A 24,010-nucleotide genomic window follows, 5' to 3' on the forward strand; every position below is an offset into this window, starting at 1 on the left:
ATTCAGTGTCTGTGTGGAATGCCAGGCACATCGTTCCGGCGGCTGCGGCGGGTACGCCGCGCCACGCCGGACCGCGCCCTTACATGCGGGCCAGTACCGAGCCCCAGGTGAATCCGCCGCCCACACCTTGCATCAGAATCAGCTGACCCGGCTTGACACGGCCATCGCGGCGCGCGGCGTCCAAGGCCAGCGGCACGCTGGCCGCAGAGGTGTTGGCGTGGCTGTCGACGGTTACGACGACCTTCTCGACCGGCACGGCAAGCTTGCGCGCCAGGAAATTCAGGATGCGCACGTTGGCCTGGTGCGGAATCAGCCAGTCGACATCGGCGATCTCCACGCCCGCTTCGGCGCAGGTATCACGCGCGGAACGGTCCAGCACGGTGACGGCCTGTTTGAACACGGCCTGCCCGTCCATGCGCAGGAACGGATCGCCGGTGACGTCACCGTACGCGACGTTGCCCGCGGCGTTCAGGATCTTGGCCTGGCTGCCGTCGGCGTGCAATTGCGCGGCCAGGATGCCGGGCTTGTCGGAAGCCTTGAGCACCACGGCGCCGGCGCCGTCGCCGAACAATACGCAGGTGGAGCGGTCATTCCAGTCCAGGATGCGCGAAAAGACTTCAGCGCCGATGACCAGCGCGCAGCGCGCCCGGCCGGCGCGGATGAAGCTGTCGGCGGTGGTCATCGCATAGACGAAACCGCTGCACACGGCCTGCACGTCGAATGCCGCCGACCCCTTGGCGCCCAGGTTGGATTGCACGATGCAAGCGGTGCTGGGGAAGACGAAATCGGGAGTCGAGGTGGCCAGGACGATCAGGTCGATGTCCGAGGCCTCCACGCCAGCGTCGGCCAGCGCGCGGCGCGCGGCCTCGGTGGCCAACTGGCTGGTCGTGACGCCGCGTTCGGCCAGATGGCGCTGGCGGATGCCGGTGCGCTCGACGATCCATTCGTCGGAAGTGGCGATGTCGCGCGTCGCCAGCTCCGCCGCCAGTTCGTCATTCGAAACCACGCGTTCCGGCAAGAAGCTGCCGGTGCCCGCGATCACGGAATATTTCATTGCGGTATCCATCAAGCGGTGTCCCCAGCCACGTTTGGCAACGGCGCCGTAGGGCCCCCGCCAGATTGAACGCGCTTGGTAATCTGAGCGACCGTCTCAGCGGTGCGCTCCAGCAGTTTACTCACTACGGCTTCGCGGGCGCGCTGCAACGCAAAACCATAGGCGTAGACGTCCGCGGAACCATGGCTCTTGATGACCACGCCGCGCAAGCCCAGCAACGCGGCGCCGTTATAGCGCCGGTTGTCGACGCGGGTGCGCAGGCGGTTGAGCACCGGCTTGGCCACCGCGCCAGCCAGCAGCGTGATCAGATTGCGTTTGAACTCTTCGCGAATGACGCTGGACAACATCTTCGCCAGTCCTTCGACGGACTTGAGCACGACGTTGCCGACGAAACCGTCGCAGACGACGACGTCGACCGTACCCTTGAATATGTCATTGCCTTCCACGTTGCCGTAGAAGTTGAGCGGGCTGCTCCGAAGAAGCTCGGCGGCTTCCTTGACGACTTCGTTGCCCTTGATGACCTCTTCGCCGATATTGAGCAAGCCCACCGACGGGCGCTCACGATGGTCGACCGCCTGCGACAGCGCGGCGCCCATGATGGCGAATTGGAGCAGGTGCTCGGCCGTGCAGTCCACATTCGCGCCCAGGTCCAGCACCGTGGTGGCGCGGCCCGTCTGGTTCGGAATGGACGTGGCGATCGCGGGGCGGTCTATGCCGTCCAGCGTCTTGAGCACATAGCGTGAAATGGCCATCCACGCGCCGGTATTGCCTGCGGAAACGCAGGCGTCGGCGCGCCCGTCCTTGACGGACTGGGCGGCCAGGCGCATGGAGGAGTCTTTTTTGCGGCGCAGGGCGACCTCGACCGGGTCGTCCATGGTGACGACTTCGGAAGCCGCCACGATTTCAATGCGATCACGCGCCACGCCGCGGTGCTCGGAGAGCGCCGCTTCGATGGCGTCGGGAAGCCCGACCAGCAATAGCCGGGTATCCGGAAATTGCCGGGCGAACTCGATCGCAGCCGGAATCGTGACGGGCAGACCGAAGTCTCCGCCCATACAGTCTATGGCGATGCGTATCACGGGTGCCAGGTATCAGCGCTCAGCCGAAATGGTCCGAGTACGAGTTCGGCCCGGAGGCCTTATTCGTCGGCCTTGGTCTTCAGGACCTTGCGGCCACGGTAAAAGCCGTTGGGGCTGATGTGGTGACGCAGATGGGTTTCGCCCGTGTTGGGTTCGATCGCCGTCGGCGGGTTCACCAGAAAATCGTGTGCACGGTGCATACCGCGCTTGGACGGGGACTTCTTGTTTTGTTGAACGGCCATGATGACTCCTAGAAACGGGGCGCATTGTACGCGATGCGGCCCGATGTTGATCTCAATCTTTGTGCTTCAGTTGTTCCAGCACCGCAAACGGCGACGGACGCTTGACAGCGGGCTCCTCGGGAGAAGCTTCGCTGACATTGGCCAGCGCGCCCGGGCATACATCATGCTTGGGCACATACGGAACGCTCAGAATGAGCTCATCTTCGACCTGGGCCAGCAGGTCAAAATGATGCGAACCCACCACCTTTTCAGGCAGGTTGGACACAAAACCATTTCCTTCTTCGTCTTCGTCGTCCTCGCCGGATGCATCCCCGTAGGAAGCATCGTCGTCGAGATCGGCCTCGGACTTGACCAGCTGCAAAAGGACTTCGCTGTCGATCGGAAACACGAACGGCTCATTGCACCGCTGGCACACCAGCACAGGATTCGCCTGTACATGGAGATGCAACAGCGGCCGACCCAGCATCAGGCCGGATTTGCCGATTTCGCCACGCACGGACCACGTCACGAGTCCGGCATCGCCCTGCGGTTGTTCGGGCAGCCCGTCAACCACGCGCGTAAGCCGCACAAGAGGTATGGTTCCTTGCGCTTCCTTGCCCATCTGGGCAAATGCGTAGGCATCGATGCGCTTGATTTTCAGTCCTTTGCATTCGCGGGAAAAATTCGGGGGCGTCTATGCAGCTCGTTGCTTCTCGCCAGCCGCAGCTACTTGCCACATGCTTAGCCGCATACACACCACCTGCATGGCGCTCTTAGAGCCTGCCTAAGCAGTCCGCCCTTAAAGCAGTCTGCTTGCTTAGCAGTGCTTTATAAAGCGTCGGCCAAAGCCTCTCAGAGCGCGGGGCTCGCGCCCGCTCATGCAAAAATCCCGCAAAACGTTAGATAATACTGTGACTTACGTATTAACGTCAAATATCGCATGCCTTCAAAACCCAGCCTGATCCTCGCGTCCAGCTCGCGTTACCGCAAAGAACTGCTGTCCCGCCTGCGCCTGCCGTTCACGGCCATTTCTCCCGATGTAGACGAAACGCCACAATCCGGCGAAACCCCCGAAGCCTTGGCGCTACGCCTGTCCGTGGCCAAAGCCATGGCGGTCGCCGCCAACCACCCCGGCAGCATCGTGATCGGCTCGGACCAGGTGGCCACGGTGGACGGACAGCCTATCGGGAAACCGGGAGATTTCCCGCGCGCCCTGGCGCAATTGCGGGCCCTGTCGGGTCAGATCGTGGAATTCCACAGCGCTTTGGCGGTCACCGACGGCCACCGGGTGGAAAAAGCCGACATTGTCACGCGCTGCCGTTTCCGCCAACTGACGGACCGCGCCATCGAAGCCTATCTGCGCGCCGAAGAACCCTACGATACCGCAGGCAGCGCCAAGGCGGAAAGCCTGGGCATCGCCCTGATGGAGAGCATCCAGAGCGATGACCCCACGGCCATCATCGGCCTGCCCCTGATCGCGCTGACCGGCATGCTGGCGCGTTTCGGTCTGGACCCGCTGGACGCCCCAGGGGCCGCGGCATGAGCGGCGCACTGCACCTGATACCGGTCGGACTGGGAGAAGCCCCACCCGAACGCTGGCTTCCGGCCGAGGTCCGCGCCCTGGCAGGCCGGCTGGATACTTACATCGCTGAAAACGCCAAGACCGCCCGCGCCTTCCTCAAGCTGATCGGCACCACCCGGCCGCTGCAGGAAATCACGATCCACACCCTGAGCGACAAGGTCGACGCCGCCCAGATCAAGACTTGGCTGACGCCGGCATTGAGCGGCGCGGAAATCGGCCTGGTTTCCGAGGCCGGCTGCCCCGCCGTCGCGGATCCGGGCGCCAAGGTCGCGGACGCCGCCCACCGACTCGGCATCACCGTGAAACCCTGGGTCGGCCCCTCCTCCATCCTGCTGGGCCTGATGGCCAGCGGCCTGGACGGACAGCGCTTCGCCTTCCATGGCTACGCGCCGGTGGACCCGGCGGAACGCGCCAAGCAACTGCGGGCCTGGGAGCAGCATTCGGCCAAGCACAACCAGACCCAGTTGCTGATCGAGACCCCCTACCGCAACGCCGCCATGTTCGCGACGCTGCTGACCAGCCTGAAGGGCGACACCAAGCTGTGCGTGGCCCGCTCGGTCACCACCGCGGACGAATGGATCGTCACGCGTAGCGTGGCCGACTGGAAAAAGCAGCCGGCGCCCCAGCTCGACAAGCTGCCCACCCTGTTCCTTTTCCTGGCGCGCTGATCCATGCGCCACCTGATTCTTGCGCCGCTTGCCGCGGCCATCCTGGCGGGATGCGCCGCGCGCGGCCCTGCCGGCCTGGACCTGGACACCTCGGTCACTGCCGTCAGCCAGGCCAGCCGGGTACGCAGCATCGTCCTGCACTACACCAGCGTTGATGACGCCCGCTCGATGGAATTGCTCTCCAAGGGCAAAGTCAGCGCCCATTACCTCGTGAACGAGGCGGGCCGCGTCTACCGGCTGGTCGACGAGAACCGCGCCGCCTGGCACGCCGGCGCCAGTTCCTGGTATGGCAACATCGCCATGAACAGCACCTCCATCGGCATCGAGATCGTCAACCCGGGCTGGACACAGGGGACGGACGGCAAGCCTGTCTGGCACCCCTATGACGAACGGCAACTGCGCGCCCTGACCATACTGCTGCGCGACATCGCGCAACGGCATGGCATCGCGCCCGAGAACGTGGTGGGCCATAGCGATATCGCGCCCCAGCGCAAGGTCGACCCCGGCCCTCTTTTCCCGTGGAAAATGCTGGCCGAAGCCGGAATCGGACGCTGGTATGACGAAAGCGGAGCCCCCGCGCATCTCGCGCGCCTGCAGGTCCAAGGCATCCCCGACGTGGCATGGTTCCAGAAGCAACTGGCGCGGCTGGGCTACGCCTGCCCGCAGGATGGCACGCTGGACCCGGCGACGATCGGCGCGCTGGCAGCCTTCCAGATGCATTACCGGCCAGCGCTATACGACGGCCAACCCGACGCGGAAACCGCCGCCATCATGCTGGCGATGCTGTAAAACCGGGCAGGGCTAGCGCCGGCTGCGCAGCCACACAACCAACCGCCAGCCCAGCAACAGCGCCAGCACAGCGGCGTAAAGCGCAGGTTGCGCCAGATCGTTCTTGCCAGCCTTGTGCCACCAATAATGCAGCACCGCCAGCAGGCCGATGGCATAGATGGCACGATGCAAGGTCTGCCAGCGCTTGCCCAGCTTGCGCATGGCCCATTGCGTAGAGGTGGCCGCCAGCGCGCTCATCAGCACGAACGCCGCGAATCCCACGGTGATAAAGGGACGCTCACCGACGTCGCGCAGCATACCCGCCGGGTCGAAACCGCGATCCCACCAGACCCAGGCCATGAAATGCATGAAGCCATAGAAAAAGGCGAACAGCCCGCACATGCGGCGCAAACGCACGAGCGCGGGCTGGCCGGTGATCCGGCGCAGCGGCGTAATGGCCAGAGTCACGAGCAGACAAACCAGGGTCCAGGTACCCGATGAGCGGGTCAGGAACTCGACGGGATTGGCCGTCAGCCCGTTATTCATGCCCAACCAGATCCAGCGCGCGAAAGGCGCCAATCCCAACAGGAACAGGAATGGCTTGAAGCGCCCCACCGTCTTGGCGGAAAGCGCCGTCTTGCGTGGCGGCGCGGCCGAAGCCGCCCGCGGGGTGCCGTCAGGCATGGAATCGCCTCAGTAGTTCGCCTTCAGATCCATGCCCTGGTAGAGCGAGGCCACCTGCTCGCCATAGCCGTTGAACATCAAGGTCTTGCGCTTCGGCGAGAACAAGCCGTCTTCGCCGATGCGGCGCTCGGTGGCCTGGCTCCAGCGCGGGTGAGGTACATCCGGGTTCACGTTGGCATAAAAGCCATATTCCTGTGGCGCGGCCTTGATCCAGGATGACACGGGCGGCTTTTCCACCAAGCGGATCTTCACCAGCGACTTGGCTGACTTGAAACCGTACTTCCAGGGCACTGCCAGCCGCAGCGGCGCGCCGTTCTGGTTCGGCAATACCTTGCCGTAGACCCCGAAAACCAGCATGGCCAGGGGATTCATGGCCTCGTCGATGCGCAAGCCCTCCACGTAGGGCCACTCCAGGATCGCCGCCCGCACGCCCGGCATGTTCTCGCGCTGCACGGCAGTCACGAATTCCACATACTTGGCGTTGCCCGTGGGCTCGACCTGCTTGAGCAGCGCAGACAGGGAATAGCCCACCCACGGAATCACCATGGACCAACCCTCGACACAGCGCAGCCGGTAGACGCGTTCTTCCATCGGCGCCAGCTTGAGCAGCTCTTCGATCGAGAAGACACGCGGCTTGCCGACCTCCCCCTCGACGCTTACGCTCCAAGGGCGTGTCTGCAACTTGCCCGCATTTGCGGCGGGATCGTCCTTATCCACGCCGAACTCGTAGTAATTGTTGTACGAAGTGACATCGGCCAGGGAAGTCTGCTTGTCCATGACGCTCAGGGCGGCATTGGCCTTGCCCGGCAAGGCGCCGGCTTCCTGGGCGTGCGCACTGCGCATGGCCCATCCCGGCAAGCCCGCGGCAGCCGCAACCATCCCGGCGCGCAACATCAGTTCTCGGCGCGAGCGCCAGACGGCCTCGGAGGTGATCTCGGAGGGAAGAATATCGTCGGGCTTGCGTATCAACATCATGGTCTCCGGTCTGGCACCCGCCTGGTCATGGGCGCACCTGCGCAAGCCATGGACGCCGCGCCGCCCCATGATATTCCGCAGCGGCGAGCAATTGCGGGTATTTCCTATAGACCTGCGCCAGCGGCGGGCGTTCCACGCCCTGCGGTGGTCAGACCCGCGGAAGCAGCCACTCGCGCACTTTCGGCACGCTGTCCAGCACCGCCTGGGGCGAGCAACCCTCAAGTTCCTTTAGGGTATGCGCGCCGTAGGTGACTCCCAGGCCGTGCACGCCGGCGTTAATCGCCATCTGCAAGTCGTGCGAGGTATCGCCCACCATGACGACGCGATCCGGATCCACGTCCAGCTCCTGCATCAGTTCGTGCAGCATGGCGGGGTGAGGCTTGCTGAAGGTTTCGTCCGCGGTTCGGGTCGCGTCGAACAGCGGGCCCAGGCCGGTGGCGGCCAGGGCGCGGGTCAGGCCCACTCGGCTTTTACCGGTGGCCACCGCCAGGCGCACGTTCTGCCCCGCCAGCTCAGCCAGGAGTTCCTGCACGCCCTCGAACAGGCGCAGTTCCGGGTCGCGCAGCAGATAATGCGTGCGGTAGCGCTCCAGGAAGCGCGGCAGCATTGCCTGCGTCAGTTCCGGCACCGCTCGGCGCAGGGCGCTTTCCAGGGACAGACCGATGACCCAACTGGCGTCGGAAGCCGAGGGCACCGCCAGCCCCAGGTCGCGGCAGGCGCCCTGGATGGCGGCCACGATGCTGTGCGTGGAATCCATCAGGGTGCCATCCCAGTCAAAGACGACCAGCGAATACGACATAATCAGACCGACTCCAGTTGTTTCAGTATTTTCCGGCAAGCTGGGGGCAGCTCGGCGGTAAGCGTCAGCGGCTCGCCCGTCACCGGGTGGGCCAAGGTCAATTGATGGGCGTGCAGGAACATCCTGCCAAAGCCCATGCGCGCAAAATGCGCCCGCACCTCGTCGTGGCCGTACTTGTCGTCGCCCACGATGGGAAAGCCGCTGGCGGCCAGGTGCACCCGGATCTGGTGGGTTCGGCCGGTGCGCAGCTCGGCGTCGACCAGACTATAGCCACCAAACCGCTGCTTGAGGGTGACGATGGTGTGCGCCGACTGACCGTCCGGATCCACCTTGACGCGCCGCTCTCCGGACTGGGTGGTCCACTTGGACAGGCCCAGCTTGATGTGCTGACGGTCGTTGACCCAATCGCCCTCGACCAGGGCCAGATAGTGTTTGTCCCCTTTTCCTTCGCGCAGCATGGCGTGCAGCGCCAGCAAGGCGCTGCGCTTCTTGGCGACCATCAGGAGGCCCGAGGTCTCGCGGTCCAGGCGATGGACCAGTTCCAGGAACTTGGCGCCAGGCCGCGCCGCACGCAATTGCTCGATCACGCCGAAGGACACCCCGCTCCCGCCGTGGACCGCCACGCCGGCGGGCTTGTCCACCACCAGCAGCGCCTCGTCCTCGAAAACCACCGGAAACTCCGCGCCAGGCACCGGACGGGGCTTGCCCGGATCGGGCAGCCGCAGGGGCGGAACACGGACCACGTCTCCTTCAGCGACCCGGTAGTCGGCTGAAGTGCGTCCCTTGTTTACGCGCACCTCACCGCCGCGGATCGCTTTGTAGATATGGGTTTTGGGGACGCCCTTGCACAGACGCGCCAGGTAGTTGTCCAGGCGCTGGCCGGCATGCTCGGCGTCGACTTCCACCAGCCGGACGGCAGGGGGAGCTTTAGAGGGGGATTTCGAGGAGGAAGTTTCTTTGCGCATTGCGGAAAGCGACATATAATCGGGACAGCCTAACGGGGCTGAACTAGCCGCCTGACGTAGAGATGCAACTGTACGCAACTCCGTCGAGCGCGCGGGCCGCCATTGTACTGCCTGCTTATTCAACCCCTGGGGTCATTTGGTCGCCGGCGCAACCGCGCCCTGCCGGATAGTGGTGTGGCATTCATTTTGCCCGCTGTCCCAGCAGGTCCGTTGCATGCCGCAAGCGGCTCTGAAGCACCGCAAGAATCGTCGCATATTTAAAGCACCAGCTGCGTGTGGGCAACCAATCCGACCGCAACTGCCGTTCACAGCACTTTTCCGTCAAACCACATTCAGTGAAGCTGACCCTCCTGCTGACAGAACCCCGTGCCCCACGGCACGACGTGCCCGCCTGACCCGCGGCGGATACGCCTGGGCGCCGCCCAGGTACGGTCCGCAACTCTTGCCCGCTTCAGCCCGCAGCCCGAGTGACCCGAGGTCACGCGCCGATATCGGCGCGTCATGACAACGGAGAACCCCTCTCATGAAGCGCATGCTGTTCAATGCGACGCATCAGGAAGAATTACGCGTCGCTATCGTCGATGGGCAAAAACTCATCGACCTCGACATCGAGACTGCCGGCCGCGAACAACGCAAAGGCAATATCTACAAAGGTGTCATCACCCGGATCGAACCCGGCCTCGAAGCTTGCTTCGTCAACTACGGTGAAGACCGTCACGGTTTCCTGCCCTTCAAGGAAGTGGCCCGCAGCTACTTCAAGGAAGGCGTGGATGTCCGCAGCGCCCGTATCCAGGACGCCCTGCGCGAAGGCCAGGAACTGATCGTCCAGGTCGAAAAGGAAGAGCGCGGCAACAAGGGCGCCGCCCTGACCACGTTCATCTCGCTGGCTGGCCGCTACCTGGTCCTGATGCCCAACAACCCCCGCGGCGGCGGTGTATCGCGCCGCGTCGAGGGCGAGGACCGCCAGGAACTGCGCGACACCATGGAGCAGCTCGACCTGCCCCAGGGCATGAGCATCATTGCCCGCACCGCCGGCATCGGCCGCAACGTCGAAGAACTCCAGTGGGACCTGTCCTACCTGTTGCAGCTCTGGACGGCCATCGATGGCGCCGCGCGCGACAACTCCGCGCCCATCCTGATCTACCTGGAATCCAGCCTGGTCATCCGGGCCATCCGTGACTACTTCTCCCCGGAAATCGGTGAAATCCTCATCGATACCGACGAGATCGCCGACCAGGCCACGGCCTTCATGAGCGTGGTGATGCCGGACAACGTCCAGCGCGTCAAACGCTACCGCGACGATATTCCGCTCTTCTCGCGCTTCCAGATCGAACACCAGATCGAAACGGCCTACTCGCGCACGGTGCAATTGCCCTCGGGCGGCGCCATCGTTATCGACCACACCGAAGCCCTGGTTTCCGTGGACGTCAACTCGGCCCGTTCCACCCGCGGCGCCGACATCGAAGAAACCGCGCTGCGCACCAATTCGGAAGCAGCCGACGAAGTGGCCCGCCAATTGCGCCTGCGCGACCTGGGCGGCCTGATCGTCATCGACTTCATCGACATGGAGGACAGCAAGAACCAGCGCGCCGTCGAACAGCGCCTGCGTGATGCCCTCCATTTCGACCGCGCCCGCGTCCAGATGGGCAAGATTTCGCGCTTTGGCCTGATGGAACTGTCGCGCCAGCGCCTGCGCCCCGCCCTGAACGAAGGCTCGCACATCACCTGCCCGCGCTGCAACGGCACCGGCGTGATCCGTGACGCCGAGTCCAGCGCCCTGCACGTGCTGCGCCTGCTGCAAGAAGAAGCAATGAAGGAAAACACCGCCGCCGTGCACGCCCAAGTGCCGGTCGACGTGGCCACCTACCTGCTGAACGAAAAGCGCGCCGACATCACCAAGATGGAGGCCCGCCTGAAGGTCAACCTGATGCTGATCCCCAACAAGCATCTGGAAACGCCGCACCACCACATCGAACGCCTGCGCCACGACGATCCGCGCCTGGAAGAAGTGAAGACCAGCTTCGAACTGGTTGAAGCTCCGGCCACGGACGCCCCCTGGCAGCCTCGCGAGCACGAAATCAAGTCGCGTCCCGAAGCGCTGGTCAAGGGCATCACGCCCTCGCAGCCCGCTCCGGTTTCGACGCCCGCTCCCGCCGCACCGGCTCCCGCTCCGGCGGCCACCGGCGGCCTGGGCGGCCTGTTCAAGCGTCTGTTCGGCTGGCTGGGCGGCGGCGCCGACACGGCCAAGCCCGCCCCCGCCGCCCAGGAAGACAGCGCCAAGCGTGCGAGCTCCGGCCGCGGCAAGGGCCGCAGCAGCCATGACGGCCAGGAACGCCGTGGCGAACGCCACGGTTCGGACCGCAACCGCAACCGCCGCGGCGAATCGCGCGGCGAAGGCGCCGAGGGCAGCGAAGGCGGCCGTCACCACGTGCGCGGCAACCGGCGCGCCGAAGGCGAACGCCAAGAGCGCACGGATCGCCACAACCGCAACGAAGCCCGCGGCGAACGCGATACCCAGGCTACGCACGCCGCCCTGGCGTCCAACCGTCCCGAGCAGGCCGCGGAAGTCGGTGCCGAGGACAGCGGCGCCGGCCGCAACCGCCGCCGCGGCCGTGGCCGCAATCGGCGCGAAGAAGGTCAGTCCGACGCTCCGATGAGCGAACAGGAAAGCATGGTCGCCGCCCTGGCCCAGACCGTCGCTACCGCCCTGCCCGAGACCAAGCCTGCCGCTGAAGCAGCCCCGGTCGTGGCCGAGACCGCCGACACCGCTGAGCAAACCGCCGATGGCGTGCCCTCGGTGGAAGGCACCGAAGGCGCAGCCGATCCCGAACGCAAGCGCCGCCGCCGCCGCAGCCGCCGTGGCCGCCGCAGCCAGGAAGAAGCAGGCTTGGCCGGCAGCGACGAGCAGCAGGATGATGGCGCCGACGACGACAGCGCCGACCAGTCGGAAGAAGCTGTCGCCCAGCCCGTCGCGACGGCCGCGACCGCCGAGCAAGCCGTGGAACCCGCCCAGGCTCAACAAGCCGAGACCGTCCCGGCGCAAGCCCAGCAGACCGAAGCCGCGCCGGTTGAACCCGCCAAGGTTGCCGAGGCTCCCGTTCAGGCCCAGCAGGTAGAACCCGTCCAGGCCGAAGCCGTGCAAGCGGTCGAGCAGGTGGCCCAGCCCGTGCAGACCGCCGCACCCGAAGTGACGCAGTCGATCGCCGTGCAGGCCGCTAGCGAGGTGTCCGCTCCCGCCGCGTCCGAACAGGCGCCGGTGGAAGCTGCCGCCGTCGAGCCCGTGGTTGCTCCTGTCCCGGCCCCCGCGCCCGCACCGGTCGCCCAGGAAGCGGTTGCCGCAGCGCCCGCGCCCGCGGCGCCCGCCAGCCAGCCCATCGTGGTGCCGGCAGCCGCGCCGTCCGCCAAGGCGCAAGCCTTGCATGACGTGGTGAACGCCGCCGGCCTGCAGTGGGTGGAAACCGATCCGGACCGCCACGCACAGACCCAGCTGCGCATCGCCGCCGCGCATACGCCGGTCCGTCTGGGCCGCGAGCGCAAGCCCGTTGCCCCCGTTTCCAACGAACCCTTGGTTCAGGTCGAAACGCGCCACTAAACCCCAGGCCCGCAAGGGCTTGTGGCTGCAGTAGCCTGCCACCCCGGAAGCTGGACACTGATCCGGCGCCGGGGTGTTTTTCATGGCGGACCTGGGGCAGCCGCGCCCAAGCCTGCCCCCATCGGATCCATCCCTGCTGTTCAGTCCCCTTCTATTGGATCAGCAGGCAGGTTGAGCGCCAGTCCCGCCTCCTCGACGAAAGCCTCCGCCAACGCCGAATGCGGCATATGCCTCGCCCAGATGATCCCCATGCGGCGCAACGGTGCGCGCCCGGGCAAAGGCACGCGCTTGACGCGCCGGCTGTCCAGCCAATCCGGCGCCCAGTCTGGCACCAGCGACACTCCCAGCCCTTCCGACACCATGCAGGCGATCCCCATCAGGCCGTCGACCTCCAGGCGTTCGCGCGGCACGATGCCATGCTGCCGCAGGTATTGGTCCGCCAGGCGGCCTCCCCAGACGTTGCGGTCGTATCGGATGAAAGGCTGGGTGCTCATCAGCTCGTGCGCATCATTGCTCACGGTATCGGGCGGCGCCAGCACTACCAGCGGCTCTTCCGCCACCAATTTCCAGGCGTAGCCCTTGGACAGGTTGAATTGGGGCTTGACGATGAAGGCTGCGTCCAGGTCGCCATTGATCACGCGGTGATACAGGTGATTGGAAGTGCCGGGTTCCACGAATACGGCAAGTTTGGGCAGGCGGCGGTAAAGACGCGCCAAGACCGTGGGCATGATGCCGGTCAGCGCCGACACCGACACTCCCAGGCGAAGCTCGCCCAGCGGTGCATCGTCGCTTGCGCTGGCGCGCAGATCCCGCACCTCGCGCAGCACGCTGCGGGCCCGCTCCAGCACCTTCAGTCCCGCCTCGGTGGCCTTGACGCTGCGGCCCACGCGCTTGATCAGGATGGCGCCCAGTTCTTCTTCCAAGGTGCGCACACGCGCGGCGATGGCGGCCGGGGTCAGGTCCAGTCTGCGAGCCGCCTCCGCCAGCGATCCGCTCTCGACGACCGACACAAAGCTCTGCACATACCGAGTATCCACTGCGCCCCCTTTTTCTATATGCACGGTTTGCGCCAGGGCAAACCACAACAATTTTATGGATTGAAGCAATTAAACAGCAGATGTTCATCGGCCGGTTCGATGCCAGAATCAGATGTTGTTGGCGCGCCGCCATGGTGCGTCTTCCCCATCCATCCGACTGCGAGTACAGATCATGAGCACCCAAGCCAGCATTCCCGGCGTTTTTTCTCCGGTCCTGACGCCGTTCGACGAAGCCTATCGCCCGGCACTGGGACGCTACGTGAAGCATTGCCGCTGGCTGCGCGAACAATCGGTCGGCCTGGCCATTTTCGGAACCAATTCGGAAGCAAACTCGCTGGCATTGTCCGAAAAGCGCAGCCTGCTGGACGCCTTGCTGGAAGCCGGCGTGGAGCCCTCCGCGTTGATGCCCGGCACGGGGGCCTGCGCGCTGCCTGACGCGATCGAACTGACACGCCATGCCGTGCACAGCGGCAGCATGGGCGTGCTGGTCTTGCCGCCCTTCTATTACAAGGGAGTGAGCGACGAGGGCCTGTTCCGCTACTACGCCGAACTGATCGAAGGTGTGGGCGACGACAGACTGCGCATGTACCTGTACCACATCCCGCCCGTGAGCCAGGTGCCCTTGAGCCTGGACCTGATCGACCGCCTGCTGGACCGCTATCCCGGCCAGGTCGCGGGCGTAAAGGACAGCGGCGGAGACTGGAACAATACCGCCGCCATGATCGAACGCTTTGCGCCGCGTGGCTTCCAGGTCTATGCGGGCAGCGAAGCATTCCTGCTGCAGACCCTGCGCGCGGGCGGCGTGGGTTGCATCACCGCCACCGGCAACGTCAATCCGGGCCCTATCGTCGCGCTCCAGCAGCACTGGCAGGAGGCAGACGCCGACGCCCGCCAGGCCGGGCTGAACGCAACCCGCAATGTGTTCGGGAAGTTCCCCATGATTCCCGCAATGAAGGCCGCCATCGCCTGGAAGTCCGGCGATCCCGCCTGGGCGACGGTGCGCCCGCCGCTGGTGGAACTGAACGCCGAGCAGCGCTCCGCCCTGCAAGCCGCCCTGAACGACAACGGCTTTGACATGCCGGGCGCGGACTCGTTGGCCGACAACTGATCCAATCCGCCCGCAGGTACGCCAGTACCTGCGGGACAGGACGGCAGCCCTGTGCCGCGGGGTGGGTCCTAACTCACCACGCCGATGTTCCAGGGCACGAATTCGTGGTCGCCCAGTCCCAGGAGCTCGCTTTTGCTTCGGGTGCCGGAGGCCACCAGCAGGATTTCCTCGAAGATCCGCTGCGCCACCTCTTGCAGAGTGGCCGTGCCATCCAGGATGTCGCCGCAATTGACATCCATGTCTTCCGTCAGCCTTTCATACATCGGCGTATTGGTCGCCAGTTTGATCGACGGCACGGGCTTGGCGCCGAACATCGAGCCTCGACCGGTGGTGAAACAAATCATATTGGCGCCCCCGGCGATCTGGCCGGTCGCGGACACGGGATCGAAGCCCGGCGTATCCATGAAGACCATCCCGGGCTGCCGCACCGGTTCCGCGTAACGGTACACCTCCATCAACGCCGTCGTGCCGCCCTTCATCGAGGAGCCGAGTGACTTCTCGAAGATGTTGGCCAATCCGCCCATCTGATTACCGGGGCTGACCTTGCCGTTGATCTGCACGTCCCGCCCGGGAGAATATTCTTCCTTCCACCATCGGATGCGCTGCACCAGTTTCTCGCCGACCTCGCGGTTCCGGGCTCTCGACGTCAACGTATGCTCCACGCCGTAGATCTCAGGCGTTTCAGACAGAATGGCGGTACCGCCATGGCGCACCAGGATGTCCATGGCCGCACCCAATGCCGGATTGGCGGTAATCGAAGAAAATCCGTCCGAGCCGCCGCACTGCAGTCCTACCGTGAGATGACTCGCCGGCACCGGCACGCGCTCGACATTGTTGGCCTCGGGCAGCAGCGCCTGCACGGCGGCGACGCCCGCCTCGATGGTCTTCCGAGTGCCGCCGGTCTCCTGCATGATGAACGTCTTCAGGCGCGCGCCCGCCTCCAGCCCCTGGTCCTTGAGCAAGGCATCCAGCTGGTTGCGCTCGCAGCCCAGTCCAACAATCAGTACAGCCGCGAAATTGGCGTGGCAGGCATAGCCGCCCATCGTCCGGCGCAACAGATCCATGGGTTCACCCGACATTTCCATGCCGCAGCCCATGCCATGGCTCAATGCCACCACGCCGTCCACATTGGGATAAGCGGCCATCAACGCCGGCGTGAAGGCCTCGGCGATGCGGTGTACGACCGTCGCCGAACAGTTGACGGTCGCCATGACTCCTATGTAGTTGCGCGTGGCGACCTGGCCGTTGGCGCGCACGATACCGAGAAAGCGCGCCTGCTCGGACTCGGGCAGGATGGGTGTGGGCACGTAATCGCGGGCATGCGCATAGTCGCGGTCGAATTCCTGGAAATCCATATTGTGCGAATGGACGTAGGTGCCCGCCGGGATGTCGCTGGCCGCGAAGCCTATGCACACGTTGTACTTGAGTATGGGCTCGCCCGCGCGCAGGTCGCGCGCCGCGATCTTGTGCCCGGCCGGAATCTGGCTGCGGCTGACGATGCCTTCGGAAGGCACGGCCATCCCTATGCTGATAGGCACGCGAGCCACCACGACGTTGTCCGCGGAATGCAGCCGGATGACAGGGCCGGCAGCGCGCTTTTCTGTGAAATCGATCATGTCTTGCTCTCGTATGGATAAACGGATGCCCGGCCGAGGACGCTCGCGCGCGGGCGGGCCGGCTATTCGGGTTTGATGCCTATGTCGCGGATCAGGACGGACCAGCGCGGCAACTCCGCGCCCACGAAGCGCGTGAAGGTCTCGGAGTCGCTGCCCACGACCGTGAATCCCTGCTCGCTCAGCTTGGCCTGCATGTCGCTCTGCTCCAGGGCGGCGCGAATGGAATTGGAGAGCTTGCCCACCACGGGTTTGGGAGTGTTTACCGGCGCGAAAACGCCATACCAGGTAGACACCTCGAAGTCCTTGAAGCCCGACTCGGCCAGCGTCGGGATCGTCGGCGCCTTGGGATCCCGCTTCAGGCTGGTAATGGCCAGCGGCCGGACCTTGCCCGAATTGATGTGCGGCAGCGCCACCGGCAGGTTGGCGAACATGTACGGCACATGCCCGCCCAGCACGTCGGCCATGGCCGCCGATTCGCCCTTGTAGGGCACGTGCGTGACCTTGGTGCCCACCATGTGCGCGTATAGTTCCCCGGCGATATGTTGTGGCCCCCCTTGGCCGGAAGAGGCGTAGCTCACCGCGCCATCGCCCGCCTTGCGGATGTGCTCGGTGAGTTCCTGCACGGTTTTCGCCTCGACCAGTGCCGGGTTGACGACCAGTATCAGGGGCATGGTCACGACCTGCGACACCGGCGCGAAGTCCTTTTCAGGCTTGAACGGCAGGGATGGGAACAGGGACGGTGCGACCACCATGGTGGATTGCGATCCCAGGAACAGCGAATAACCATCGGCTGGCGAACGCGCGACGTTGTCGGCAGCAATGGTGCCGGTGGCGCCAGCCCGGTTTTCCACGACCACCTGCTGCCCCAGGCTTTCGGCCATCTTGGCACCCACCAGGCGCGCCACGATGTCCGCGCCGCCTCCGGGAGCGAAGCCCACCACCATGCGCAGCGGCTTGTTGGGAAACTCCTCGGCCATGACGGCGGACGGGCCGCTGGACAACGCAAGGGCCAAGCAGACGGCGGGGGCCATGCGCGCCAGGCGACGCGCGGGCGTACAGGGGTAGTTCATGTATTGGTCTCCGTCGGCCGCCGTCTCTTCCCTCCCCCCGCGCGGCCATGGGCGCGACGGAGAGGCCAGGCCTAGCGGCGGCCATTGTGTGTGTTGGGCAATGCCAGGGCATTCTGGCGATTGCATCCCGTACCAACAAGTATGTGTACACACCGTCAGAACATAATATTTTTATGTTCTTGAATCGAATCAGATACCGAACGGCAGAACGGGGCGGCGGCCGCCCAAAAAAAATCCACCCCGGTGGGGGTGGATCTGTGTGTGTGGCGCACCCGCGGGCGGCGCCATGCGCGCATCAACGCGCCGGGGATCAGAACTGGTAGGTGTAGGTCAGCTGCACCACGTCCAGGCCGGGATTCGGGCGTTTGATGCTGGCGTTCGAAAAGTGGGAATAGCGCACGCCGATGCGATTGTTCGGCGTCACGAGAAAACCCATGCCGATGTGGTCGCCAAACTGGAAGGCCGTGCTGATGTTCTCGTCGGCGAAACGCGTGCTGGAAAAGAGCGTGGCGCCAATACCCGCTTCAATGTAGAAGCGCTCGCCGGTCCACCAGCGGAACATCGGGATGGCGTTCAGTTGCCAGACATGGCCCGGGGAACGCGAGCCGCTCGCCTTCCAGTACGACGCGCCGAGTTCAGGCGTGAGGTCCAGGCGCCCCCAGTTGCCGCCGAATTGGTACGTCCAGACCGAGGGCGTCTCGTAGTTGAGCGTCAGACGCTGGTAGTGGTCTCCAATGCCGTAATGCACGCTGACACCGCCCTGAGTACCCGTGGACGATTGGGCGCTTGCCAACGACGCGCCAGCAGCCAGCGCAAGCCCCAAAAGGCCGGTAAGCATCTTCTTCTTGGTCAACTGCATTGGGAAACTCCGTAGATTTCAATCCTAGTACGCAACATAGCAAAATCCGGGCCGGACGGCTCCCGCTTTGTCGCACGCAGGCAACATCGCGGATGGAAAACACTGTTCCGCAAAACAAGCGTCACACGGGCTCCCAGTCCATACGAAAATGCCGCCGGGAGCCCGATGCTGCCGGCGGCATTTCTGCCACTATCTGCCCTACCCGCGCATGGGCTGGATCACCAGGCCATCAGGCCGCGGTGACGACATCTGCCGGCTGGTTGGTCAGCAAGGCAAGCAGACGGGCAATTTCTTCGCGCAGCTGGCGGCGATCGACGACCATGTCGATGGCGCCCTTCTGCAGCAGGAATTCGGCGCGCTGGAAGCCTTCCGGCAGTTTTTCGCGCACGGTCTGTTCGATCACGCGCGGACCGGCAAAGCCGATCAGCGCCTTGGGTTCAGCGATGACCACGTCGCCCATGAAGGCGAAGCTGGCCGATACGCCACCCATGGTCGGGTCGGTCAGGACGCTGATGAACGGCAGGCCGGCCGCCGACAGACGCGTCAGCATGGCGTTGGTCTTGGCCATCTGCATCAGCGACAACAGGCTTTCCTGCATGCGTGCGCCGCCCGAGGCGGCCACGCAGATGAAAGGCGTCTTGTTGTCCAGGGCGGCCTGGGCGCCGCGCGCAAAGCGCTCGCCCACCACCGAACCCATGGAACCGCCCATGAATTCGAATTCGAAGCAGGCCAGGGTCGCCGGCACACCACGGATGGAGCCGCTCATGACCACGAGCGCATCGGTCTCGCCGGTTTGCTTGACTGCTTCCTGCAGGCGCTCGGGATACTTACGCGTGTCCTTGAACTTCAGCGTGTCGACCGAACGCGTGGTCTGGCCGATCTCGACGCGGCCCTCCACGTCCAGCAGCGAATCGATGCGGGCGCGGGCTCCGATGCGCATGTGGTGGTCGCACTTGGGGCAAACGTGCAGATTGGCCGCCAGGTCTTCGCTGTACAGCACCGATTCGCACGACGGGCATTTCACCCAAAGGCCTTCGGGAACGCGGCGGGCGCCGCTATCGCTGGTTTTGTTGATGCGAGGAGGCAGGAGTTTTTCGATCCAGCTCATTGATTATTCATCCCGTTTGAGGTCACGCCCGCCGCTCAGGCCGACGCGCTTTCTCGTTTTACTTGATCCAGCGCTTGCCGGATGGTGCGCAGCCAGCCGCTGGCGGCGGTGACTGCAGCGTCGGTTTTCTGGGCCGCGGGGGCATTCGCCGCCGCCTGCTCCATGGTTTCAATCAGTTTGCTGCCGATCACGACGGCATCCGCCGCGCGCGCCACGCGTTGGGCGCTTTCGGCGTCGCGGATGCCGAAGCCCACGCCGACCGGAATATCGCGCACATGGCGGCGGATCACGGCCAGGCGCTCGGCGACGTCGTCGGTATTCAGCGAGCCCGCGCCGGTGACACCCTTGAGCGACACGTAGTACACGTAGCCCCGCGCTACTTGGGCGACGGCTTTGATCCGCGCTTCCGTCGACGTGGGCGCCAGCAGGAAAATGGGCGCAATGCCGTGTTCGCCCAGCGTGGCGGCGAACTCGACGACTTCTTCGGGCGGATAATCCACCACCAGCACGCCGTCCACGCCAGCCTGCTCGGCGCGGCGCGCGAACTCCGCCTGACCCATGCGTTCTATCGGGTTGGCATAGCCCATCAACACCACGGGAGTGGAGGCGTCGCCCTGGCGGAACTCACCCACCAGCTCCAGCACGCGGGCCAGGCCCACGCCCTGAGCGATGGCCCGATCGGCTGCGCGCTGGATCACCGGACCGTCGGCCATGGGATCGGAGAACGGTACGCCCAGCTCGATGACATCGGCGCCGGCCTCGACCAGCGCATGCATCAGGGGGACGGTCGCGGCAGGCGAAGGGTCGCCGGCGGCAATGTAGGGAATCAGCGCCGCGGCGCGGCCGGATTCGGCGGTGCGCGCAAAAGCGGCGGCGATACGATCGATGCGAGTGGTCATGGACGCCTCAGAGCTCGATACCGGCCTTTTCGGCCACGGTATGCATGTCTTTGTCGCCGCGGCCCGACAAATTGACCAGGATGATGGCGTCACGCGGCAGCGTGGCGGCCATCTTCACGGCTTGCGCAATGGCGTGCGACGACTCCAAGGCCGGCATGATGCCTTCAATACGGCAGCAATCGTGGAACGCCTTGAGGGCTTCCTCGTCGGTAATGCCGACGTACTCGGCGCGGCCGGAGTCCTTCAGCCAGGCGTGCTCCGGACCGACGCCGGGATAGTCCAGGCCGGCGGAAACCGAATGGGTTTCCTGGACCTGGCCGTCGGCGTCCTGCATGACGTAGGTGCGGTTGCCGTGCAGCACGCCCACCTGGCCCGCGGCCAGGGAAGCTGCGTGGCGGCCGCTGTCCATGCCCTCGCCCGCCGCCTCGACGCCGATCAGGCGCACGTTTTCGTACGGGATGTAGGGATGGAAGATGCCCATGGCGTTGGAACCGCCGCCCACCGCCGCCACCACGTAGTCGGGCTGACGGCCGACGGCTTCGGGCATTTGCGTCAGGCATTCATTGCCGATGACGGTCTGGAAATCGCGCACCATGCGGGGGTAGGGATCGGGACCCGCCACCGTGCCGATGATGTAGAAGGTGTTCTCGATGTTGGTGACCCAGTCGCGCATGGCTTCGTTCAGCGCGTCCTTCAGGGTGCGCGAGCCGGAGGTCACCGGCACGACCGTCGCGCCCAGCAGCTTCATGCGGTAGACGTTCGAGGCCTGGCGGCGAACGTCTTCGCTGCCCATGTAGACGACGCATTCCATGCCGTAGCGGGCCGCCACCGTGGCCGTGGCCACGCCATGCTGGCCGGCGCCCGTTTCGGCGATGACGCGGGGCTTGCCCATGCGCTTGGCCAGCAATGCCTGGCCGATGCAGTTGTTGACCTTGTGGGCGCCGGTATGGTTCAGGTCTTCGCGCTTGAACCAGATCTGGGCGCCGCCCAGCATTTCCGACCAGCGGCGGGCATGGTAGACCGGGCTGGGCCGGCCGACGAAATGCTTGAGTTCGTAGTTGAACTCTTCCTGGAAGGCGGGGTCGAGACGGTAATGGTCATAGGCCGCGCGCAGCTCGTCGAGCGCGTGCATGAGCGTTTCTGCCACGAAAACACCGCCATAAGGGCCGAAATGGCCCTGGGCATCCGGAAAGTCGTAAGGTTTCACCAAGCATCTCCCCCGGGTATCGCGGCAGGCCACTGCCGGCCGCAAATCCGGTTTGCAACCCGTCATTTTACCTGACGCCGGCAACGGCCGGGCGCAATGCCGTGGCCGTGCCGGGAACCGTCAGCTTGCCGTCAGAGCGACTGCCCCAGGCGGCGCAGGAAGGTGTCGCAGGCGGCCAGTTGGTCCAGCGCCACGTATTCGTTGGGCTTGTGGGCCTGTTCGATATGGCCTGGGCCGCAGACCACCGTCGGGATGCCGATGCCCTGGAACAGGCCGGCCTCGGTGCCGTAGGCGACCTTCCGGGTGGCACGGTCTTCGGTCAGGGCACGCACCAGCTGAGTAATGGCGGCCTCTTCGGACGCTTCCAGGGCCGGCGCCGCGGCGCCCGTCTCGATTTCGATGCTGGCGCCATCGAATTCGGCTTTCATGCGCGGCAAGAGCTCTTCGCGCACGTATTTCTCGACTTCTGCCTGGATCTCGTCGGGCTGCATGCCGGGCAGGTTGCGGAATTCGTATGTGAATTCGCACAGCTCGGGGATGGTATTGACCGCGATGCCGCCACGGATCTGGTTGGTGGTCATCGTGGAGAACGGCACGTCGTAGAACTGGTCGTACGGACCGTTGGCCTTGAAGCTGTCGGCCAGATCGCGGATGCGGCAGATCAGGCGGGCGGCGTATTCGATGGCGTTGCAGCCGCGCGGGGTCAAGGACGAGTGCGCCGCCTTGCCGTGCACCTTGCAGCGGAACAGGTTAATGCCTTTGTGCGCCACGACCACCTGCATGCCGGTGGGCTCGCCCACCACGCAGCCTTCGGGACGGATGCCGCGCTCGAGCAGATCGGCCAGCATGTAGGGCGCGCCGGCGCAGCCGACTTCCTCGTCGTAGGAAAAGGCCAGATGCATCGGCTTCTTGCGCGGCATGGCCAGGAATTCCGGCACCAGCGCCAGCGAACTGGCGATGAAGCCCTTCATGTCGCAGCTGCCCCGCCCGTAGAGCAGCCCGTCTTTTTCGACGAGCTTGAACGGATCCGTGCTCCATTCCTGGCCGTCCACGGGCACCACGTCGGTGTGGCCGGACAGAACGATGCCGCCCTGCATGCCGCCGTCCTGGGCGGGCAAGGTGGCGAACAGGTTGGCCTTGGTGCGCTCGGAGTTGTGCGCCAGCCATGCGTCGACGCCCTGGCCCTTGAGCCAATCTCGGACGGTTTCGATCAGGGCAAGATTGGAATTGCGGCTGGTCGTGTCAAAGCCAACCAGCGTTTCCAGCCAGGTGCGCGCGTTCATGTCACTACTCTCTTGGGGAAAAACAGGAGTGTAAGGCCAGCGGGCGTTCGCGTCTCGGACGGGGTGCGGCGCGCAAGCGCCTAGAATGTCGCCCGGTTAGGCAAACCCCCAAGGAGAAACCGTGCAGCACAAAGCAGTTCCCACGCGCAACATCGTGGCGGCAGTTATAGGCAATGCCCTCGAATGGTACGACTTCCTCGTGTTCGCGTTCATGACGCCGATCATCTCGAAGCTGTTCTTCCCGACCGACCCCAGCGTTCCCGGCAGCGAGCTGAACGCCATCCTGATGACGACGGCGATCTTCGGCGTAGGCTTCTTCATGCGGCCGGTCGGCGGCATCATCCTGGGCCTTTATGGCGACAAGAAAGGCCGCAAGGCGGCCATGGTCATGGTGACCTCGCTGATGGCCATTTCGATCGCGCTCATCACCGTCGCTCCTACGTATCATGCGGCAGGCATCCTCGCCCCGATCTTCATCCTGATCGCACGCCTCCTGCAGGGCTTCTCGGCCGGCGGCGAATTCGGCACCTCGACAGCGCTGCTGATTGAAATGGCGCCCAACGGCAAGCGCGGCTTCTATGGCTCTTGGCAGATGGCTGGCCAGATGCTGGCCCTGCTGATCGGCGCAGCCTGCGGCACGCTCATCACCGAGTTCTTCACGCCGCAGCAGATCGCGGACTGGGCATGGCGCCTGCCTTTCGCCTTTGGCCTAGTAATTGTGCCCATCGCCATCTATATTCGCCGCAACGTCGACGAAACCGACGCCTTCAAGCAGCTCAAGGAAGAAGAGCGCCAAGCCGCCGCGCGCGGCGACGTGCGACGCCTGAGCCTGGGCCAGATGCTGAAGACGCACACCCGGGAGACGCTGATCGGCGTGGGCCTGGTGGTGACGGCGACCGTGTCCATCTACATCACCTTCACGTATCTGGTGACCTACTCCACGCAAATCCTGAAGCTGCCGCTGAACCAGACCTTCCTGGTGCAGATGGCGGGAGCGGCGTTGATGGTGCTGCTGACGCCCTTCATGGGCGCCTGGTCGGACCGCGTCGGTCGCCGTCCGATCGTGATCGGCTCGCTCATCGGCTACCTGATCGTGCTGTACCCGCTGTACTACTGGCTGTCGGACGCCCCGTCCATCGGCCGCCTGCTGGCCGTGCAAGTGGTGGTCTGCCTGTTCGTGTCGGCCTTCTTCGGCGTGTTCAGCACCGTGATGGCGGAACTGTTCCCGGCTCGCGTGCGCTCGGTGGGCCTGTCCCTGGCCTATAACGTCGCCGTGATGATTTTCGGCGGCTTCGCGCAGTTCATCGTGACCTGGCTGATCAAGACCACCGGGTCGCCGATGGCGCCTGCCTACTACGTGATGTTCGGCGTGGCGCTGGGGCTGATCGCCGCGTTCTACATGCGCGAGCGCGCGCACGAGCAGCTGGACCACTGAG

22 protein-coding genes are annotated in these 24,010 nt (G+C 64.9%); 6 read left to right on the plus strand and 16 right to left on the minus strand.

What is annotated here, in order from left to right:
- Window positions 1-79: 79 nt before the first annotated feature.
- Genes CEY08_RS02415 through CEY08_RS02430 form a run of 4 tightly spaced genes read right to left on the minus strand, consistent with a single transcriptional unit; the run spans window position 80 to window position 2,976 of the window.
- The gene (locus CEY08_RS02415) at window positions 80-1,066 is read right to left on the minus strand and encodes a beta-ketoacyl-ACP synthase III (protein ID WP_042792389.1); all 987 of its coding nucleotides are present in this window, start codon (window positions 1,064-1,066) and stop codon (window positions 80-82) included.
- Window positions 1,066-2,133, minus strand: a complete 1,068-nt coding sequence (gene plsX, locus CEY08_RS02420; protein ID WP_042792388.1) for a phosphate acyltransferase PlsX — start codon at window positions 2,131-2,133, stop codon at window positions 1,066-1,068. The genes CEY08_RS02415 and plsX overlap by 1 nt, the downstream gene beginning before the upstream one ends.
- Before the next feature lie 59 nt (window positions 2,134-2,192).
- Window positions 2,193-2,375, minus strand: a complete 183-nt coding sequence (gene rpmF, locus CEY08_RS02425; RefSeq protein WP_042792387.1) for a 50S ribosomal protein L32 — start codon at window positions 2,373-2,375, stop codon at window positions 2,193-2,195.
- Between the two features lie 52 nt (window positions 2,376-2,427).
- Window positions 2,428-2,976 carry a YceD family protein gene (locus CEY08_RS02430; RefSeq protein WP_197723188.1) on the minus strand — a complete coding sequence of 183 codons (549 nt, stop codon included), beginning with the start codon at window positions 2,974-2,976 and terminating at the stop codon, window positions 2,428-2,430.
- Window positions 2,977-3,294: 318 nt separating this feature from the next.
- Here CEY08_RS02430 and CEY08_RS02435 point away from each other — a divergent pair, with 318 nt between their 5' ends.
- Genes CEY08_RS02435 through CEY08_RS02445 form a run of 3 tightly spaced genes read left to right on the plus strand, consistent with a single transcriptional unit; the run spans window position 3,295 to window position 5,393 of the window.
- Window positions 3,295-3,897, plus strand: coding sequence for a Maf-like protein (locus CEY08_RS02435; protein WP_063959835.1), 603 nt, complete (start codon window positions 3,295-3,297; stop codon window positions 3,895-3,897).
- A complete protein-coding gene (locus CEY08_RS02440; RefSeq protein WP_042792385.1) occupies window positions 3,894-4,604 on the plus strand; it encodes an SAM-dependent methyltransferase in 711 nt (236 codons plus the stop codon). Before CEY08_RS02435 ends, CEY08_RS02440 begins: the two co-directional genes overlap by 4 nt.
- Before the next feature lie 3 nt (window positions 4,605-4,607).
- Window positions 4,608-5,393 carry an N-acetylmuramoyl-L-alanine amidase gene (locus CEY08_RS02445; protein WP_076815804.1) on the plus strand — a complete coding sequence of 262 codons (786 nt, stop codon included), beginning with the start codon at window positions 4,608-4,610 and terminating at the stop codon, window positions 5,391-5,393.
- A gap of 12 nt (window positions 5,394-5,405) precedes the next feature.
- Here the strand turns inward: CEY08_RS02445 and msrQ are convergent, their stop codons facing one another.
- From msrQ to CEY08_RS02465, 4 genes are all read right to left on the minus strand, one after another.
- Window positions 5,406-6,056: a protein-methionine-sulfoxide reductase heme-binding subunit MsrQ gene (gene msrQ, locus CEY08_RS02450; protein ID WP_076815806.1), complete on the minus strand. Its 651-nt coding sequence runs from the start codon at window positions 6,054-6,056 to the stop codon at window positions 5,406-5,408.
- A 9-nt stretch (window positions 6,057-6,065) separates the two neighbouring features.
- Window positions 6,066-7,028, minus strand: a complete 963-nt coding sequence (msrP, locus tag CEY08_RS02455; RefSeq protein WP_063642011.1) for a protein-methionine-sulfoxide reductase catalytic subunit MsrP — start codon at window positions 7,026-7,028, stop codon at window positions 6,066-6,068.
- Window positions 7,029-7,179: 151 nt separating this feature from the next.
- Window positions 7,180-7,830: an HAD family hydrolase gene (locus CEY08_RS02460; RefSeq protein WP_042792381.1), complete on the minus strand. Its 651-nt coding sequence runs from the start codon at window positions 7,828-7,830 to the stop codon at window positions 7,180-7,182.
- A 2-nt stretch (window positions 7,831-7,832) separates the two neighbouring features.
- Entirely contained in the window at window positions 7,833-8,810 is a 978-nt protein-coding gene (locus tag CEY08_RS02465; protein WP_088607576.1) for an RluA family pseudouridine synthase, read from the minus strand.
- A 508-nt stretch (window positions 8,811-9,318) separates the two neighbouring features.
- Here CEY08_RS02465 and CEY08_RS02470 point away from each other — a divergent pair.
- A complete protein-coding gene (locus CEY08_RS02470) occupies window positions 9,319-12,387 on the plus strand; it encodes an Rne/Rng family ribonuclease (protein ID WP_076815808.1) in 3,069 nt (1,022 codons plus the stop codon).
- A gap of 140 nt (window positions 12,388-12,527) precedes the next feature.
- Here the strand turns inward: CEY08_RS02470 and CEY08_RS02475 are convergent, their stop codons facing one another.
- Complete coding sequence (locus tag CEY08_RS02475) at window positions 12,528-13,424, minus strand: LysR family transcriptional regulator (protein ID WP_063642318.1); 897 nt, start codon at window positions 13,422-13,424, stop codon at window positions 12,528-12,530.
- 172 nt (window positions 13,425-13,596) lie between these two features.
- Between CEY08_RS02475 and CEY08_RS02480 the strand changes: the two genes are divergently transcribed.
- Complete coding sequence (locus CEY08_RS02480) at window positions 13,597-14,532, plus strand: dihydrodipicolinate synthase family protein (protein ID WP_063642013.1); 936 nt, start codon at window positions 13,597-13,599, stop codon at window positions 14,530-14,532.
- 68 nt (window positions 14,533-14,600) lie between these two features.
- On the opposite strand, the gene CEY08_RS02485 is transcribed toward CEY08_RS02480, so the two are convergent.
- The 7 genes from CEY08_RS02485 to argE form a co-directional block, all read right to left on the minus strand.
- Window positions 14,601-16,148, minus strand: coding sequence for a UxaA family hydrolase (locus CEY08_RS02485; RefSeq protein WP_076815810.1), 1,548 nt, complete (start codon window positions 16,146-16,148; stop codon window positions 14,601-14,603).
- Between the two features lie 62 nt (window positions 16,149-16,210).
- Window positions 16,211-17,218: a Bug family tripartite tricarboxylate transporter substrate binding protein gene (locus CEY08_RS02490; protein ID WP_076815812.1), complete on the minus strand. Its 1,008-nt coding sequence runs from the start codon at window positions 17,216-17,218 to the stop codon at window positions 16,211-16,213.
- Between the two features lie 310 nt (window positions 17,219-17,528).
- Complete coding sequence (locus tag CEY08_RS02495) at window positions 17,529-18,077, minus strand: acyloxyacyl hydrolase (protein ID WP_042796833.1); 549 nt, start codon at window positions 18,075-18,077, stop codon at window positions 17,529-17,531.
- Window positions 18,078-18,306: 229 nt separating this feature from the next.
- Window positions 18,307-19,185: an acetyl-CoA carboxylase, carboxyltransferase subunit beta gene (accD, locus tag CEY08_RS02500; RefSeq protein WP_042796832.1), complete on the minus strand. Its 879-nt coding sequence runs from the start codon at window positions 19,183-19,185 to the stop codon at window positions 18,307-18,309.
- A 35-nt stretch (window positions 19,186-19,220) separates the two neighbouring features.
- Window positions 19,221-20,084 carry a tryptophan synthase subunit alpha gene (trpA, locus tag CEY08_RS02505; RefSeq protein ID WP_076815814.1) on the minus strand — a complete coding sequence of 288 codons (864 nt, stop codon included), beginning with the start codon at window positions 20,082-20,084 and terminating at the stop codon, window positions 19,221-19,223.
- Between the two features lie 7 nt (window positions 20,085-20,091).
- Window positions 20,092-21,291, minus strand: a complete 1,200-nt coding sequence (gene trpB, locus CEY08_RS02510) for a tryptophan synthase subunit beta (RefSeq protein WP_063959865.1) — start codon at window positions 21,289-21,291, stop codon at window positions 20,092-20,094.
- Between the two features lie 131 nt (window positions 21,292-21,422).
- The gene (gene argE / locus CEY08_RS02515) at window positions 21,423-22,574 is read right to left on the minus strand and encodes an acetylornithine deacetylase (RefSeq protein WP_076815816.1); all 1,152 of its coding nucleotides are present in this window, start codon (window positions 22,572-22,574) and stop codon (window positions 21,423-21,425) included.
- Window positions 22,575-22,695: 121 nt separating this feature from the next.
- On the opposite strand from argE, the gene CEY08_RS02520 reads away from it, so the two are divergent.
- The gene (locus CEY08_RS02520) at window positions 22,696-24,009 is read left to right on the plus strand and encodes an MFS transporter (protein ID WP_076815818.1); all 1,314 of its coding nucleotides are present in this window, start codon (window positions 22,696-22,698) and stop codon (window positions 24,007-24,009) included.
- Window position 24,010 lies beyond the last annotated feature (1 nt).

The organism is Achromobacter insolitus (assembly GCF_002209555.1).
In the GTDB taxonomy this organism is placed as follows: domain Bacteria; phylum Pseudomonadota; class Gammaproteobacteria; order Burkholderiales; family Burkholderiaceae_B; genus Achromobacter; species Achromobacter insolitus.